General features: G+C 69.8%; 15 protein-coding genes. 4 read left to right on the top strand and 11 right to left on the bottom strand.

Annotated elements, in window-relative coordinates:
• Positions 1–41 precede the first annotated feature (41 nt).
• The gene (locus ACIHFD_RS27315) at positions 42–1,064 is read left to right on the top strand and encodes an adenosine deaminase (protein WP_397369248.1); all 1,023 of its coding nucleotides are present in this window, start codon (positions 42–44) and stop codon (positions 1,062–1,064) included.
• Here the strand turns inward: ACIHFD_RS27315 and ACIHFD_RS27310 are convergent.
• The gene (locus ACIHFD_RS27310) at positions 1,053–1,847 is read right to left on the bottom strand and encodes a hypothetical protein (RefSeq protein WP_397369247.1); all 795 of its coding nucleotides are present in this window, start codon (positions 1,845–1,847) and stop codon (positions 1,053–1,055) included. The two genes, ACIHFD_RS27315 and ACIHFD_RS27310, sit on opposite strands and share 12 nt — an antisense overlap.
• Positions 1,834–2,373, bottom strand: a complete 540-nt coding sequence (locus ACIHFD_RS27305; RefSeq protein WP_397369246.1) for an RNA polymerase sigma factor — start codon at positions 2,371–2,373, stop codon at positions 1,834–1,836. Before ACIHFD_RS27305 ends, ACIHFD_RS27310 begins: the two co-directional genes overlap by 14 nt.
• Positions 2,374–2,500: 127 nt before the next feature.
• Between ACIHFD_RS27305 and ACIHFD_RS27300 the strand changes: the two genes are divergently transcribed.
• Entirely contained in the window at positions 2,501–3,241 is a 741-nt protein-coding gene (locus ACIHFD_RS27300; RefSeq protein WP_350733398.1) for a methyltransferase domain-containing protein, read from the top strand.
• Positions 3,242–3,244: 3 nt separating this feature from the next.
• On the opposite strand, the gene ACIHFD_RS27295 is transcribed toward ACIHFD_RS27300, so the two are convergent.
• The 5 genes from ACIHFD_RS27295 to ACIHFD_RS27275 all read right to left on the bottom strand — a co-directional run bounded on the left by ACIHFD_RS27295 (position 3,245) and on the right by ACIHFD_RS27275 (position 9,713).
• Positions 3,245–4,129: a carbohydrate ABC transporter permease gene (locus ACIHFD_RS27295; protein WP_397369244.1), complete on the bottom strand. Its 885-nt coding sequence runs from the start codon at positions 4,127–4,129 to the stop codon at positions 3,245–3,247.
• Positions 4,129–5,013, bottom strand: a complete 885-nt coding sequence (locus ACIHFD_RS27290; RefSeq protein WP_397369243.1) for a carbohydrate ABC transporter permease — start codon at positions 5,011–5,013, stop codon at positions 4,129–4,131. The genes ACIHFD_RS27295 and ACIHFD_RS27290 overlap by 1 nt, the downstream gene beginning before the upstream one ends.
• A gap of 66 nt (positions 5,014–5,079) precedes the next feature.
• Positions 5,080–6,348: an extracellular solute-binding protein gene (locus ACIHFD_RS27285; protein ID WP_397369263.1), complete on the bottom strand. Its 1,269-nt coding sequence runs from the start codon at positions 6,346–6,348 to the stop codon at positions 5,080–5,082.
• 206 nt (positions 6,349–6,554) lie between these two features.
• Positions 6,555–8,426, bottom strand: coding sequence for an acyl-CoA dehydrogenase family protein (locus tag ACIHFD_RS27280; RefSeq protein WP_397369242.1), 1,872 nt, complete (start codon positions 8,424–8,426; stop codon positions 6,555–6,557).
• A 57-nt stretch (positions 8,427–8,483) separates the two neighbouring features.
• Positions 8,484–9,713 (bottom strand): APC family permease, encoded by a 1,230-nt coding sequence (locus tag ACIHFD_RS27275; protein WP_397369241.1) that lies wholly within the window; start codon positions 9,711–9,713, stop codon positions 8,484–8,486.
• An 81-nt stretch (positions 9,714–9,794) separates the two neighbouring features.
• Here ACIHFD_RS27275 and ACIHFD_RS27270 point away from each other — a divergent pair, with 81 nt between their 5' ends.
• Both ACIHFD_RS27270 and ACIHFD_RS27265 read left to right on the top strand, forming a co-directional pair.
• Positions 9,795–10,250 carry an Lrp/AsnC family transcriptional regulator gene (locus ACIHFD_RS27270; RefSeq protein ID WP_185070549.1) on the top strand — a complete coding sequence of 152 codons (456 nt, stop codon included), beginning with the start codon at positions 9,795–9,797 and terminating at the stop codon, positions 10,248–10,250.
• Positions 10,251–10,320: 70 nt separating this feature from the next.
• Complete coding sequence (locus tag ACIHFD_RS27265) at positions 10,321–11,703, top strand: serine hydrolase domain-containing protein (protein ID WP_397369240.1); 1,383 nt, start codon at positions 10,321–10,323, stop codon at positions 11,701–11,703.
• 370 nt (positions 11,704–12,073) lie between these two features.
• Here the strand turns inward: ACIHFD_RS27265 and ACIHFD_RS27260 are convergent, their stop codons facing one another.
• From ACIHFD_RS27260 to ACIHFD_RS27245, 4 genes are all read right to left on the bottom strand, one after another.
• Positions 12,074–13,219: an acetyl-CoA C-acetyltransferase gene (locus ACIHFD_RS27260; protein ID WP_357725541.1), complete on the bottom strand. Its 1,146-nt coding sequence runs from the start codon at positions 13,217–13,219 to the stop codon at positions 12,074–12,076.
• 62 nt (positions 13,220–13,281) lie between these two features.
• Complete coding sequence (locus ACIHFD_RS27255) at positions 13,282–13,941, bottom strand: hypothetical protein (RefSeq protein WP_397369238.1); 660 nt, start codon at positions 13,939–13,941, stop codon at positions 13,282–13,284.
• Positions 13,942–13,968: 27 nt separating this feature from the next.
• Positions 13,969–14,742, bottom strand: a complete 774-nt coding sequence (locus ACIHFD_RS27250; protein WP_397369237.1) for a class F sortase — start codon at positions 14,740–14,742, stop codon at positions 13,969–13,971.
• 5 nt (positions 14,743–14,747) lie between these two features.
• The gene (locus tag ACIHFD_RS27245) at positions 14,748–16,028 is read right to left on the bottom strand and encodes a hypothetical protein (RefSeq protein ID WP_397369236.1); all 1,281 of its coding nucleotides are present in this window, start codon (positions 16,026–16,028) and stop codon (positions 14,748–14,750) included.
• Positions 16,029–16,124: the final 96 nt, after the last annotated feature.

The following is a 16,124-nucleotide window of genomic DNA, read 5'->3' as shown; positions in this document are numbered from 1 at the left end:
ACGCGCGAAGCGGTCCCGGGGTTGAGTGGCAAGATATGCAAATGGCAAGGCCCTTGAACACGCTGCCCAAGGCGCATCTACACCTGCATTTCACCGGATCGATGCGGCATTCCACGCTTATCGAGCTGGCCAGGGAGCAGGGGCTGCACCTGCCGGACGCGTTGGAGGAGGACTGGCCGCCCAAGCTGCGGGCCACCGACGAGCGCGGGTGGTTCAGGTTCCAGCGGCTGTACGACATCGCCAGGTCCGTGCTGACCCGTTCCGAGCACGTCTACCGGCTGCTGCGCGAGACGGCCGAGGACGAGGCGGCGGCCGGGTCCCGGTGGCTGGAGATCCAGGTGGACCCGTCGGGGTACGCGCAGCGGTTCGGCGGGCTGACGGCGACGCTGGAGCTGACGCTGGACGCGGCGCGCCTGGCGGCCGAGCACGCGGGGATCGGGATCGCGGTGGTCGTGGCGGCCAACAGGACCCGCCACCCGCTCGACGCGAACACGCTGGCCCGGCTCGCCACCCAGTACGCCGGCAAGGGCGTGGTGGGGTTCGGACTGTCCAACGACGAGCGGCGGGGCGAGGCGAGGGACTTCGAGCGGGCGTTCAGGATCGCCAAGCGGGGCGGGCTGCTGTCCGTGCCGCACGGGGGCGAGTTGCTGGGCCCGCGCAGCGTGGCGCAGTGCGTGGACGACCTGGTCGCGGACCGGGTCGGGCACGGGGTGCGGGCGGCGGAGGACGAGCGGCTCATGCACCGGCTGGCCGACCGGCAGATCTGCTGCGAGGTCTGCCCCACCTCCAACGTGGGGCTGGGGGTGGCCGAGCGGGCCGCCGACGTGCCGCTGCGGCGGCTGTTCGACGCGGGCGTGCCGATCGCCCTGGGGTCCGACGACCCGCTGCTGTTCGGCGCGCGGCTGCTGAGCCAGTACGAGCTGGCCAGGGACGTCTACGGCTTCAGCGACGCGGAGCTGGCCGAGCTGGCCCGCCAGTCCGTACGCTCCTCCGCGGCCCCCGAGCCGGTGCGCAAGGAGCTGCTGGCGGGCGTGGACGAGTGGCTGACGGGCTCACCCGAGTGACGTGGCGACGCGGACGGCCTCTTCCTCGGTCTTGACGCCTTCCAGGCGGTAGTTCAGGGCGTCCTGCTGCCAGATGAGGGTGGGGCCCGCCTGGCGCAGGGGGATCTCGGTGCCGTCCTGACGGCTGAGGTAGCCGAGGGGGTGCGCCCCCGGGACCCACCAGGCCTGGTACGGCCCGACCTTGGTGTAGTCGGGCCAGGGCGGGCCGAGCTTCTTGAAGAGCACCGGGTCCAGGCCGCCGTCGAACTGGTCGAGCCGGACCCCGCCCGGCCAGAACATCGACACGACCCGGCCCCTGTCGGACACCGTGGTGCGCTCGGGCTCCCCCAGCGCCTTCGGCGTCCTGACCTGGAACTTCACCTCGGCCTTCAGGCCGTCCCGGTCCACGGGGTGCTCGTACGGCAGGGGCGTGACGCCGGTGACGGCCTTGGGCGGCGTGTCGCCGATCCGGAGCTCGATCCCGGCGAACCGCAGGATCCGTACCACCGCCGCCCGCCCCTGGGGGGTCGCGGCCGTGATCGCGATGACGACGAGGACGACGGCCGTGACGACCTTCCACCTCGCGCGCCGGCGGCGGCGCACCGGGGAGTGCGGCCGGACGGGGCCGCTGACGGGGCCGTGGGCCGGATCGGGCACCTCACCGCGCGAAGCCTCGTCCGGAGCCTCCAGGCGGGCGCGTACGGCCGCGGCGACGTCGGCGGGCGGCGGGCCGGGGACGTCGAGGAGGTCGCCGAGCGCCAGGAGTTCGGCTTCCAGGTCGTCGAAAGGCTCACGCGAGTTCATTGCCCACCTCCTCCCTCAGCCGGGCCAGCCCCCGATGCGTGCTGGACTTGACGGTGCCCACGGGCCAGTCGAGCACCTGCGCCGTCTCCGCCTCGCTCAGCTGTAAGAAGTACCGGCAGACGACGGCCTGGCGTTCCCGCTCGGGCAGCCGGCGTACCGCCGCCAGCAGGCGCGAGCGCCGGTCGCCGGCCACCGCGGTGCCCTCGGGATCGTCGGGCGCGGCCACGGACGCCGTGGCGCTCAACCGTAAGGCCAGCTCGGAGCGGCGCCCCCGCGACCTGGTCAGGTTGTGGGTCTCGTTGGCCACGATCCGCAGCAGCCAGGGGCGGAACGGCGAGTTCCTGCGGAAGCCCGGCAGATGCCGGAACGCCTTGACGAACGCCTCCTGCACCACGTCCTCGGCCTCGTCCCCCGCCCCCAGCATGAAAGCGGTACGGTGGGCGAGCGCGCTGTAGCGGGCGACCAGCACCTCATAGGCGGCTTGGTCACCGGCGAGCGAGCGCTCGATCGCCTCGTCGTCGTCCATGGCGAGTCAGATTCCACCCCATTCGAGGTGCCCCGGGGAAGGGTCTTTCGCGTATCGGGTGAACGTCACCAGTGATCGGGGCATTAGACTCGGGCAATCCATGAGCTCCCCGAGAAGGAACGGGACTATGTCTGGGTATGACCGTGTAGTGCAACCGGCGGCCGGTGACGAGGCCCTGGAGAACCACCTAGGTGGGGACGAGGCCAAGAACTATCGGCAGTACGAGCTGGACATGGTCGCCCCGCATGTCGGCCGTTCGATGCTGGAGATCGGCTCCGGCCTCGGCCACTTCGCCGAGGCGTTCCTGCCGCGGCTCGACAGGCTGGTCGTGAGCGACTTCGACCCCTACTGCGTCGAGCAGCTGGAAAAGCGGTTCGCGGGCCGCGACGACATCGACGTCCTGCAGTTCGGGCTGCCGACGAACATCCCGCTCGAGGACAAGGTCGACACCGTCGTCATGATGAACGTCCTGGAGCACATCGAGGACGACGCCGAGGCGCTGCGCTCGCTGGCCCGGGTCACGCTGCCGGGCGGGCGGATCATCATCTGGGTCCCCGGCTACATGCAGCTCTACGGAGACTTCGACCGCAAGGTGGGCCACGTCCAGCGCTACACGCCCAAGACGCTCGGCGCGACGGTCGCCAAGGCGGGCCTGGACATCGAGGTGCTCAAGCCGATCAACTTCCTGGGCGGCATCGCCTGGTGGGCCGCCGTGCGCCGGGGCGGCGTCGGCTACCCCGACCCGCGCCTGGTCAAGATCTACGACCGTACGGTGGTCCCGACGACCCGCTTCATCGAGCGGTTCATCAGGCCACCGTTCGGCCAGACGGTCTTCTGCGTGGCACGGGTGCCCCAGCCCAAGGCGTAGGCGCTACTTGATCGACCCGGCCGTGAGGCCGCCCACCACCTTCCGCTCGATCAGCGCGAAGAGGATGATCACCGGGATGGTGGCGATCACCGACCCGGCGAACAGGTTCTGCCAGTCCACCTGGTACTGACCGATGAACGAGTTGAGCGCCACCGTGAGCGGCTGGTTCTCCGGCGTCGTGGTCAGGGTCAGGGCGACCACGAACTCGTTCCAGGCGGCGATGAAGGTGAAGATCAGCGCCGTGATGACGCCGGGCAGGGCCAGCGGCAGCGTGATCCTGAACAGCGCCCCGAAGCGCCCGTTCCCGTCGATGAACGCCGCCTCCTCCAGCTCGCGCGGGATCGAGGCGAAGTACGCGTTCAGGATCCACACCGCGAACGCCAGGTTGAACCCGCCGTTCACGAGGATCAGCGACCAGATCGAGTCCACCAGCCCGAACTGGAAGAACTCGCGGTAGATGCCGACCAGCATGGCCGTGGGCTGGAACATCTGGGTGATCAGGACGAGGATCAGGAAGGCCGTGCGCCCCCTGAAGTCGTGCCGGGCCGAGTAGTACGCGGCCGGCAACGCCACCAGGAGCACCAGCACGGTCGAGCCGCCCGCGACCTTGAGCGTCACCCACAGGTTTCCGGCCAGGCCGCTGGCCCAGAAGTTGGCGAGGTTCGACCACACCCACTCCTTCGGCCAGAACGACACCTCGCGCAGCGACTCCTGCGAGCGCAGCGAGGTGAGCAGCATCACCACGTACGGGAACAGGAAGACGAACGCGACGACGTACGCGGCGGCCGCGACGAGCACGGTCTTGAGCTTCGGCATGCTGCGCCGCGACGACGGCCTGACGTGCTGCCGCGGCCGGGTGGCCTGCGACGGCAGGGTCTTGATCGCCATCACGCCACCTCCTTGTTCCAGCGGGAGACCTTGAGGAAGATCGCGGTCAGGATGATCACCATGCCGAAGTTGACGACGGACATGGCCGCCGACTCGCCGATGTTCGAGCCCTTGAGGATGAACATGAGGATCGTCGAGGTGGCCGTGGAGTAGCCGGGCTGGCCGTGTGTCATGGCCCAGATGATCGGGAAGCTGTTGAAGACGTTCATGACGTTGATGAGCGCCGCCACGGTGAGCGCGGGCCGCAGCAGCGGCAGCGTGATCGACCAGTACGTCCGGAACCGGGTGGCTCCGTCCATCTTGGCCGCCTCATAGACGTCGGCGGGGATCGTCGCCAGCCCGGCCAGCAGCGCGTACGTGGTGAACGGCACCGACACGAAGACGGCCACGAACACCAGCCACGGCATCGCGGTGGAGGCGTCGCCGAGCTGGTCGGCCGAGGCCCCGCCCATCGCGTCGATCAGCCCCAGCTTCAGCCGGATCTGGTTGATCACGCCGACCTCGGGGTCGAGCATCCACTTGAAGATGATCGCCGTCATCAGCACCGACGCGGCCCACGGCGCGATCAGCGCCCACCGGGCCACCTTGCGCAGCGGGAAGTTCTGGTTGAACAGCTGGGCGAGGGCCAGCGAGATCAGCACGGTGAGCGCGACGACCGCGACCACCCAGATCACGCTGCGGAGCATGATGTCGGCGAAGTCCTTCTCGGCGAACAGCTTCTCGTAGTTCGCGAAGCCGTTGCTCCCCTGGACCACCCCGAACCGGCTGATCTTGAGGAACGACGACCTGATCATCTCGATCACGGGCCAGAGCACGACCAGCGCGATCAGCACCACGGCGGGCCCGACCCACGCGAGGGGCTCCAGGGCGCGCAACCTTCTCATGAGCAACCTTCCAAGACGGTGCGGCCGGCACCGCTGAGAGCGCCGGCCGCACGGGCCCCCGACGTATCAGCCGGCCGCTTCGGCGGTCTTCTGCAGCTCACCGAGGACCTTGGCCGGGTCGTCCTTGACGGCCCCGCCGATGGTCTGCTTGATCGCCGGGTTCACCTCGGCCCACTTGGGGTCCTGGAAGGGGTAGAAGCTGGCGTTGGGCAGCGCGTCGAGGAACGGCTTGAGCTTCTCGTCGCCCGACAACTTCTGGATGCCGCCGTTGGTGACGGGCAGCAGCTTGTACGTGTCCGAGATCTTCTGGGCGGCGCTGCCGGTGTAGAAGAAGTCGAAGAACTTCTTGATCTCGGCGCCGTGGCCGTTCTTGTTGAACGCCATGATCCAGTCCATGACGCCGAGCGTGGTGTCGAGCGGGCCGCTCTTGCCGGGGATCGGCGCGACGCCGTAGTTCTTCAGGCCGGCCGCGTCGAAGATCGGGATGGACATGGGGCCGCCGTTGACCATGCCGACCTTGCCCGCGCCGAAGTCCTCCCAGACCGTCTTACGGTCCTTGGTGCCCGGGTTGGGGGTGGTCAGGCCCGCGTCGACCAGGCTCTTCATGTACGTGAACGTCTCGACGTTCTGCGGCGAGTTGATCGCCCACTTGCCGGAGGCGTCCTTGTAGCCGCCGCCGTTGCCCAGCATCCACAGGAACGACTCGCCCTGGGCCTCCTCCTGGCCGAGCGGCAGGCCGAACGGCTGCGTGACGCCGGCCTTCTTCAGCTTCTCGGCGTCGGCCTTCAGCTCGTCCCAGGTCTTCGGCGGCTCGGCGATGCCGGCCTTCTGGAACAGGTCCTTGTTGTAGAACAGCGCCCGCGCGGAGGAGACGAACGGGATGCCGTACGCGGTGCCGTCGACCTTGCCGAACTCGGCGAACTTCTGCAGCATGTCGCCCGAGACGTTCGGCGACAGCACCTCGTCCACCTTGTAGAGCAGCCCGTCCTTGACGAAGCCGGAGTAGTCGCCGGTCTGCAGGATGTCGGGCACCTGGCCGTTCTGGACCATGGTGGCGACCTGCTTGTCGATGTCGTTCCAGTTGATGACCTGGACGTCGACCTTGATGTTCGGGTTGGCCGCCTGGAACTCGTCCACGACGCCCTTCCAGAACGTCTCGCCCGAGTTCGGCTTGCCGGGGCCGTCGCCGTAGTCGGCGGCGACCATCTTCAGGGTGACCGGCCCGCCGCCCGACGCCTGCGTGTTGCCTCCGCCACCGCCGGAACCGCCGGAGCCGCAGCTGGACAGGACCAGCATCGTGGCAAGGCCGAGAGCGGCGCCGCCCACAAGCTTCATGTTCACTGGAGATACCGCCTTCTCGTCGGACGGGTGCTGGTCCGTACCAGCCAACGGACCCCGTCCTGGGGGATGGGGCACGCGAGCGTACAGCTCGACGCGTTTGCGCCAGCGTAAGCCTGGATCGACAAGCCGGTCTATACCGGCTCGTATCAGTTTGAAAACGCTAAGAGCCGAAAAACCTCACAACCGGTCTAGACCGGGCGTCAGAGGATCTTTCTCCGGACGCTCTCCCCACCCTGCGGCGTGCCGATCCACGGGCCCTCGATGGAGGGGTCGAGGATGCCTTCCTCGACGAACCCGTAGCGGCCGTCGAGCACGTAGCCGGCCAGCCGCACGTCGCCCGCGTCGCTGTTGTCCCAGAGCCGGTCGAACAGCGCGTCCACGCGGCGTCGTGCCTGGTGGCAGAAGGTGTCGGCGAGCTCGTACGGCCGTCGCCCGAGGTCCCTGGAGTCCTCCTCCGCCTTGACGCACACGGCGGTCATGGCGAACAGCTCGGCCCCGATGTCCACGAGCCTGCCGAGGAACGACTGCTTGTGCTCCAGCCGGCCCTGCCAGCGGGACATGCCGTAGAAGGTGGACCGGGCCAGCTTGCGGCTGGTCCGCTCCACGAAGCGCAGGTGCGCGGCCAGCGGGCCGAAGTCGCCGTACGACGCGGGCAGGTTGCCGGTGCCGGCCACCAGCGTGGGCAGCCACCTGGCGTAGAAGCCGCCGGCCCGGCGCAGGGCCTGGGCGCGTTCCTGGCGCGAGGCCTCCGGGTTGATCAGCTCTCCGGCGGCCGACAGGTGCGCGTCCACCGCCTCGCGGGTGATCATCAGGCGCATGATCTCCGAGGAGCCCTCGAAGATGCGGTTGATGCGGGAGTCTCGCAGCATCTGCTCGGCGGGCACGCCGCGCTCGCCGCGCGCCACGAGCGACTCGGCGGTCTCGTAGCCTCGCCCGCCCCTGATCTGGACCAGTTCGTCGAGCGCCTGGTACGACAGCTCCGACGCGTACAGCTTGGCCAGCGCCGCCTCGATCCTGATGTCGTTGCGCTGGTCGTCGGCCAGGCGGCTGGTGAGCTCGCAGAGGGCTTCGAGCGCGTACGCGGTCGCCGCGATGAACGCGATCTTCGTGGCCACGGCCTCGTGCTCGCCGACCTTGCGCCCCCACTGCACGCGCTCGTTGCCCCACTCGCGGGCGATCTTGACCGCCCACTTGGCGTTGCCCGCGCACGTGGCCGGCAACGACAGGCGGCCGGTGTTCAGCGTGGTCAGGGCGATCTTCAGGCCCTGCCCCTCGCGCCCGATCAGGTTCTTGGCCGGCACCCTGACCTGGGAGAACTCGGTGACCCCGTTCTCGATGCCGCGCAACCCCATGAAGCCGTTGCGCCGCTTGACCGTGATGCCGGGAGAGTCGGCCTCGACCACGAACGCGCTGATCTTCTTGCCGGTCCTGGCCATGACCACCAGGAGATCGGCGACGACGCCGTTCGTCGTCCACAGCTTGACGCCGTCGAGCACGTAGTCGTCGCCGTCGCGGACGGCGGTGGTGGACAGGCGCGCCGGGTCGGAGCCCACGTCGGGCTCGGTCAGCAGGAACGCGGAGATCTCGCCCGCCGCGCACCTCGGCAGGAACTCCCGCTTCTGCTCCTCGGTCCCGAACAGCTTGAGCGGCTGCGGCACCCCGATCGACTGGTGCGCCGACAGCAGCGTGGCCAGCGCCGGGCAGTAGGAGCCGACGAGCATGAGGGTGCGGCAGTAGTACAGGTAGGGCAGCCCGAGCCCGCCGTACTCCTCGCCGATCGTGATCCCGAAGGCCCCGAGCGCCGCGAGCCCCTTGACCACCTCGTCGGGCACCTGTGCGGTCCGCTCGATGAGCGCGGGATCGACATGGGCGTCGAGGTAGCGCCGCACCGCCCTGACGAACTCCTCACCCCGCTTGGTCGCCTCTTCGGACAGCGTCGGCACGGGGTACACGAGATCCAGCCGGTAGTCACCGAGGAAGAGCTGCTTGGCGAAGCTCGGCCGCGTCCACTCCTTCTCGCGCGCCTGCTCGCCGACCTCCCTGGACTCCGCGTACTTGGCGTGCTCGGTCATAGCACCTCCCGACGATCCGCCGTCCTGTGCTAGGAGTACTGCCCGCCTGACGGCGCCTCATCGCCTGATTCTGTACGAACGGCGAACATTCGCCTTCAGAGCCCCGATCGCCACCAAGGCGAGCACAGCGGGCACCACGAGATAGGCGCCGCAGAACACCAGCGCCACGAGCGACAGCCCGGCGCCCACCACGGCCGTGTTCCGGTGCCGCCCAGCGGGCAGCATCCGCACGGCCGCCACCACACCCGCCGCCGTGACCGCGGCCAGGCAGGCCGAGGTGGCCCGCATGAGCAGGTCCAGATCCACCGCCCACACCAGCACGGGCACGCTGAGCACGGCGAGCAGCCCCAGGCTCCGGTACGGCGTCTCGCCCGGCGCCCCGCCCTTGGCGAACCAGCCCGGCAGCGCCCCGTCCCTGGCCATGGCCGCGCCCAGCCGGGAGGCCCCGGCCAGATAGGTGTTGACCGCGCCGAAGGTCAGCAGCACCGCCACCACCCCGGTGACCGGCCGCGCGGCCGGGCCGATGCCGGTCTCCAGCATGGCGGTGAGCGGCACGCCGGTCATGCCGGGGCCGAGCACGCCGACGGAGGTGACCGACACGCCCACGTACAGGATCCCGATCACGACGAGCGTCACCGTGGTGGCCCGGACCAGGCCGTTCCCCTTCCCGGCGAACTCGGCCGACAGGTGGCTGGCCGCCTCCCAGCCGACGAAGGCGAACAGGAGCACGCCGGCCGCGTCCGCCACGCCCGCGGCGCCGTACGGGGCGAAGGGGGTGAAGTTGCCCGGGTCGGCATGTGGCGCGGCGGTGATCACGGCGGTTGCCAGGAGCGCGACGAGCAGGACGACGAAGCCGATCTGCAGCCGTCCCGAGGTGCGCAGCCCGGCGGCGTTGGAGGCGAAGGCGGCTCCCAGGATCAGGCAGGCGGCCAGGGTGGCGTCCATGCCCAGCGTGGCCTCGACGTACTGGCCGCCGACCAGCGCGCCGGCGACGGTGCCGATGGGGACCGCGCCGTAGAACCACCAGCCGACCACGGCGGAGGCGTGCCGGCCGAACGCGAGCCCGGCGACGCTCGCCACTCCCCCGCCGTCGGGGTATCTGGCGCCGAGCGCGGCGAAGGTCAGCGCGACGGGGACGCTCAGCGCGAGCAGCCCGGCCCAGGCCAGCACGGACGCGGGCCCCGCGGCAGCGGCGGCGAGGTGCGGCAGCACCAGCATCCCCGGCCCCAGGACCGCCCCGACCAGCAGTGCCGTGCCGTGTCCTGCGCCTATGCGATGTTCCGACATGCAGCCGAAACTAATGCACTCATTCGGCTCTAACCCCTGTCAGTCGAACGAATGGCCGGAACCACATGACACCATCCACTCATGGACGAACTTGATTCGGAAATCGTGCGGCTGCTCCAAACGGATGCGCGGCAGTCCAACCGGGAGCTGGCCCGGCAGCTCGGCGTCGCGCCCTCCACCTGTCTGGAGCGGGTCAGGTCGCTCACCCGGCGCGGCGTCATCCGCGGCTACCACGCCGAGATCGACCCGGCCGCGCTCAACCGGAGCGTGCAGGCCATGGTCTCGGTCCAGGTACGGCCGCTGAGCCGGGCGGTGATCAACGCGTTCAAGTCGTCGGCGGCGGCGATGCCGGAGGTGCTCAGCGTGTTCGTGCTGGCGGGCGGGGACGACTTCCTCCTGCACGTGGCGGTGCAGGACCTGGACCACCTGCACTCGTTCCTGCTCGACCGCCTGAGCAAGCGCAAGGAGATCGTCGGCTTCCGCACGTCGGTGATCTTCCAGCAGGTGCACAACACCGTCCCGGAGCGCCTGACCTGACTTTCGTCAGGGGTGGAACTGGACGGTCGGCCGATCCGGAGGACGGGGGCGACTTCCTAGGTTTCTCTCCGTGATAGCAGTGAAGTCCCTCCTGATCGGCCTCTCGACGGCGCTGACCCTCGCCCCCGCCCCGCAGCCGACCTCCCAGACCATCGACGCCTACCTGCGCCAGGCCATGGAGTCCACCGGACTGCCCGGCATGTCCGTGGTCGTGACGCACAACGGCGAGGTCGTGCACGCGGCCGGCTACGGCCACGACTCCGAGGGGCGTCCCGTCACCGCGAACACCCCGATGCGCGTGGCCTCGGTCAGCAAGTCGTTCACCGCGATGGCCGTGATGACGCTCGTGGAGCGCGGCAGGATCAAGCTGGACGAGCCGGTGGCCGGGCAGCTGCCGGGGTTCAGGATGGCGGACCCGCGCGCGGCGGCGATCACCGTACGGCAGCTGCTCAACCAGACCTCCGGCCTGTCGGACACGACGGTCGACATCGCCGCGGTGGAGGGCGCCACCTCGCTGGCCGACTACACCTCCCGGCTGTCCGGCTCCGAGCTCCGCGCCGACCCCGGCACCCGCTGGGAGTACTGCAACGTCAACTACGACCTGGCCGCGCGGCTGGTCGAGGTGGCCTCCGGGCAGCGGTTCGGCGACTACCTGCGGGAGCGGGTGTTCGGCCCGCTGGGCATGAAGTCCAGCGCCGTCAGCGACCAGGTCGTCCGGCCGGCCGACGGCTACAACTCGATCTTCGGCGCCTGGCTCCCGCGTGCCGAGCTGTCCGGCTTCCTCAACGACAGCGGCTCGGGCGGGGTCATCACCACGGCCGCCGACATGGGCAAGTGGCTGATCGCGCAGTCGGGCGACGGGCGCCCGCTGGTCAAGCGGGAGAGCCTGGACGCCATGCACACGCCGAGCAAGATCCGCGACTACGGCATGGGCTGGGGCGTCGAGCGGGAGACCGGGCAGCTCGTGCACTCGGGGAACCTGTTCACGTACAACGCCGTCGAGGCCGTCTCCCCCAAGACCGGCTACGGCTTCGCCGTCATGGCGAACGGGGCGGCGCTGACCGACGACACCTACACCGTCATGGAGGGGCTGACCGCCCTGAGCGAGGGCCGCGCCCCTGAGGTGCCCGGAGGCGACCGGCAGCTGTACGAGCTGGTGCTGGGCGTGCTCGCGATGGCCGCGGCCGGCCTCGGCGTCCTGGGCGTGCTGCGCGCCCGGCGCTGGGCCGCCCGGCGCGCTCGCGGGCGGGGCTGGTGGCGGCTGGTGCCCGTACTGCTGCCCGTGGCGGTGCTGGCGGCCTATCCGGACCTGATCTCGTTCCTGATGAACGGGCGGGCGGTGACGTGGGCCCAGCTCACCTACTTCGCCGCGCCTCTGTCGATCATGCTGCTGGTGGCGGCGCTGTCGGGGGCGGCGGTGGCGGTGGCCCGGCTGATGGCCGCCCGGCGTTAATTCGGTTGCACGGGATTACGGCCGGCCCGTACTGTCATGGACATGCGCCTTTACCTGTGATTCACCGCTGCTCAGCAGCGAGATCGCCCGTCATCCGTTCCAGACGCGGCAGCTGAGCTTGCCGACCGGCCTCCATGAGCCGCGTCGTGAGTCTGTGTAAAGGAGCTTCCTTATGCGAGTCCGTTCATCCAGGAAAAAGAACCTTCCCGGATTGCCCGTGACGCGGCCGATGCCCAAGATGCCGCAACGGCCGATCATGCCGCCCCGGCGCATCCCGCCGAAGGGCCGCTGAGACAACTACCAGGATGGTAGTTAGGCGAGCGCCGCCTCCACCGTACGCCAGGAGGCGGCGCTCGCGCCTTTCATGCCCTCAGAGGCGCTCGATGATGGTGACGTTGGCCTGGCCGCCGCCCTCGCACATCGTCTGCAGCCCGTACCGGCCGCCCGTGCGCTCGAGCTCGTGCAGCAGCTTGGTCATCAGGATCGCGCCCGTGCCGCCGAGCGGGTGGCCGAGCGCGATGGCGCCGCCGTTCGGGTTGACCTTGGCCGGGTCGGCGCCGAGCTCGTGCGTCCAGGCCAGCGGCACCGGCGCGAACGCCTCGTTGATCTCCACCACGTCGATGTCGTCGATCGACATGCCGGCCTTCTCCAGCGCCCGCCGCGTGGCGGGGATGGGCGCGGTCAGCATGTAGACCGGGTCGTCGCCCATGAGGGCGAGCTGGTGGATGCGGGCCCGCGGCGTCAGGCCGTGGTCCCTGACCGCCTGCTCGGAGGCGATCAGCAGCGCGCCGGAGCCGTCGGAGATCTGCGAGGAGGTGGCGGCGGTGATCTGGCCGCCCTCCTTCAGCGTCTTGAGCGTGGCCATCTTCTCCAGCGTCGAGTCAGGCCGCGGCCCCTCGTCGTCCTCGACGCCGTTGACCGGGGCGATCTGGTCCTTGAAGTAGCCGTTGGCGATGGCCTTGGCGGCGCGCTGGTGGGACTCCAGCGCGAACCGCTCCAGCGTCTCCCGCGTGTAGCCCCACTTCTCGCACATCAGCTCCGCGCCGCGGAACTGCGAGATCTCCTGCTTGCCGTACCGTTCGACCCACTTCTCGCCGAACGGGAAGGGCATGCCCTTCTCCAGCGCGGCCGTGATCGACGAGCCCATCGGCACGATGCTCATCGACTCCACGCCGGCGGCCACGACCAGGTCCTGGGTGCCGGACAGCACGCCCTGGGCGGCGAAGTGGATCGACTGCTGCGAGGAGCCGCACTGCCGGTCGATCGTGACGCCGGCGGTGGTCTCCGGCAGGCCCGCCGACAGCCAGGCGTTTCGCGCGATGTCCATGCTCTGGGGGCCGAACTGCATGACGCACCCCATGATGACGTCCTCGACCGCCGCGGGGTCGACGCCCGTGCGGTCGATCAGCGCCTTCAGCGTGTGCGCGGCCAGGTCAGTGGGGTGGACGGTGGAAAGGCCGCCCTTCTTCTTGCCGACCGGGGTGCGAACGGCCCCGACGATGTACGCCTCTGCCACAGTGCCTCCTGGAAACCGAGCATTATTCGGTTACTAGGGGCAGACTACAACAGAACGACGTTCTACTCACGCGTGGGCGGGACCAGGTCCTCCGCCGCGTCGACCCGGAACCGCCAGCGGTCCACGACCAGCCCGTTCAGCGCCTCGGCCAGTTCCAGAGCGAGCGCGCCGAGTTTGGCGGGCTCGTCGCCGCGCAGCTCGATCGCGGTCAGCTCGACGGCGAAGGGCAGGAGCTCCTGAACGGCCGGCGGCTGCCCCTTCTGCGGGACGAGCACGGCCCGGATGTCACCGGCCGTGAACGCGAACTCGTCCTCCTCGTCCGGCTCCAGCAGCGGCGACAACTCCTCGGCGGTCGGCCGCGCCGGAAGGATGACGGCGGGCCCGCTCTCCTCCTCGTCGGCGGGGTCGGTCACCTCGCCCCTGCACACCGCGAGCCCCTTGAGCCGGAAGGCCAGGCCTTCGGCGAGATAGCGGTCGAAGAAGTTCAGCGGCAGCGGCCCCTCGGCGGCCACCCTGACCGCCCACACCTTCTCCAGCTCGCCACCGGTCAGCTCGGGCTCGGCCTCCACGGGCGCGTACACCCGCACGTCGGTGGCCACGATGTCGTCGCCGTCCTTCTTCGCGTCGGGGTCCGCGAGCCGCACGATGCGCAGCAGCTCGGCCGGATCCGGCTTGGCGGGCAGGGCCGCCGTCGGGCCGGTACGCAGTCTCCGCTTGGCCATCCAGCCCATAGCCCGCCTCCGCGCTTGTCAGCTTCGATAAGAGCTCGTCATCGTCGCGTAGACGATGACGTTGTCGTCATAGTGGCCGATCGTGCGATCGTAGTTCCCACCGCAGGTGATCAGGTGAAGCTGAGCGTTCTCCTGGGGCCCGTAGACGCGCTGGGTCGGGAACGTCTTCTTGCTCGCCTGCTCGATGCCGCCGACGGTGAACACCGCGGTCGTCCTGTCCTGGCGCTGGATCTCGATGGTGTCGCCGTTCTTGAGCTCGGGCAGCCGGCTGAACACGGCGGGGCGTGTCCTGGTGTCCTTGTGCCCGAGGATCACGGCCGGCCCCGCCTCACCCGGGGTGGACATGCTCCGGTACCACCCGGCCAGGTTGGGGTTCTCGGACGGAGGCACCTCGATCGTCCCGTCCTTCTTCAGCCCGACGGACGTGATCGGCGCGTTGATCCCGAGCCTCTTGATCACGATCCGCTTGGGCGTGGACGGCATCATCGGGGGCGCGGGGTTGATCTGCGGCAGCGGCGGCGGCACGTCGGGGGCCGCCTGGAAGAGCGCCTGCTCGGGCTGCCCGGTGGCCTTCCCGTCCGGCTGCGCCTGCAGCTTCAGGGTCTCCCGGTTGCTGCTCGCGAGCCCGTACTCCTGGGGGGAATTGAGCACGATCAGCAACCCGGCCACGACGGTGACGACACCGGCGATGGCCGCCCCGATGAGCACGGTCCTGAGCGCCGCGCTCCCCTTGTCCGCGGGCGGCGGCACGTGCCCGCCATCGCCGCCACCGTACGGATAGTGCCCCGACATGCCCGTCAGCCCCTGGTGGCGTTACGGCGCCGCATGACGAGCCCGCCGACGGCCGCGGCGCCCACCAGCGCGGTGCCGGTCAGGATGAACATCCGCCCGTCGGGCCCCGCCTCACCACCACCACCGGTGTCGGCCCCGGCCTTGGGGGTCTTCGACTTCTTGCTGGAGGGGGTGACCGTCACCGTCGCGGTGCTGGTCTTGGTGGGCTTGGGGGTGGAGGTGGTGTTCGTCGGGGTGGAGGAGGTGGTCGGGGTGCCGGTGGAGGAGCCCACCGTGAAGGTGTACGTCTTGAGGCCGGTCGTGGGGGCCAGGCACTTGATCACGGGCGAGGACGCCGAGGTGCCGAAGGCCAGGTCGCCGGCGGTCAGCGTCACGGTGCCCGTGGTGGTGGGCTTGACCTTGACGGTGACGCTGGTGGGGAGCGTGATGGCTTGGCCGATGGTGACGGTGCCGAGCGTCGCTTCCCCGGTGGCGGTGGCGGGGGTTCCAGCGCCGCTCGCCTTGACGGTGACGAACATCTTGGGGCTGGTGGTGGGGAAGCCGGTGGGCGCCTTCAGCGTGTCACTGCCGGTCTGGATGGTACCGGTCCAGGTGATCGAGGCGTCGGCGTTGGCGGTGGCGCTGGTGGGCGGCGTCATGACGACCTTCATGTCGACGTCGGCCGGATAGTCGGCGTCGCCGCCGCCGCTGGCGAGGTCGCAGTCATAGGCGACGACCTCATCGCCACCGCTACCGCCACCGGTCCCGATCGTCACGTCCAGGACCTCGGTCGACGTCGTCGTGCACGTCGTCGTCGTGCCCCCCGCAGGGCTGGTGAGGCCCAACTTCAGCTCGCCGGGCTTCAAGCTGACCTTGCCCGTCGCCCCGGCGGTCACCGCGATCTTGTACGTCACGTTGCCCGCCGGCACCGTCGTCGTGCCGGAGGTGACTGGCGCGCCCGCCTTCGCGCCGGAGTCGGAGACGGTGCCGCCGGTCGGCGTCAGCGCCAGGGTGGCCTGCACGGTGGTGGTCGCCGTAGGGGCCGTCGTGAGCGTCAGCGAGGGGACGTTCACGGTCAAGTCGAAGGTCTGGCCCGCCGTCGCCGAGTCGGGCGCGGTGAGTCCGACGCTGATCGAGGTGTTGCTGTACGGCCCACCAGTAGTGCAGGTGTAGGCGAACTGCTTGGTCGCAGCTAACGCGGCCGTTGGGGTGGAGAGCACGAAGATGGAGCCGACGAAGATCGCGAGCGTACCCGTCAATCCCAGCGCGGACGTCTTATGGGCGAGGCGGCGCCACGCCTGGGACATAAGCACGGGTCCATCTCCGTTCAACGCAAGTTTCAACAGTCGTGCCAGAATTCCAGCCGTTGGTCACGGTTAGGTTGAGATCCTACGAACTGTCCC

The sequence above is a fragment of the Nonomuraea sp. NPDC051941 genome, assembly GCF_044593615.1.
Note: the sequence above shows the minus strand (reverse complement) of the source record. Positions and strands in the feature narration are given on the sequence as shown.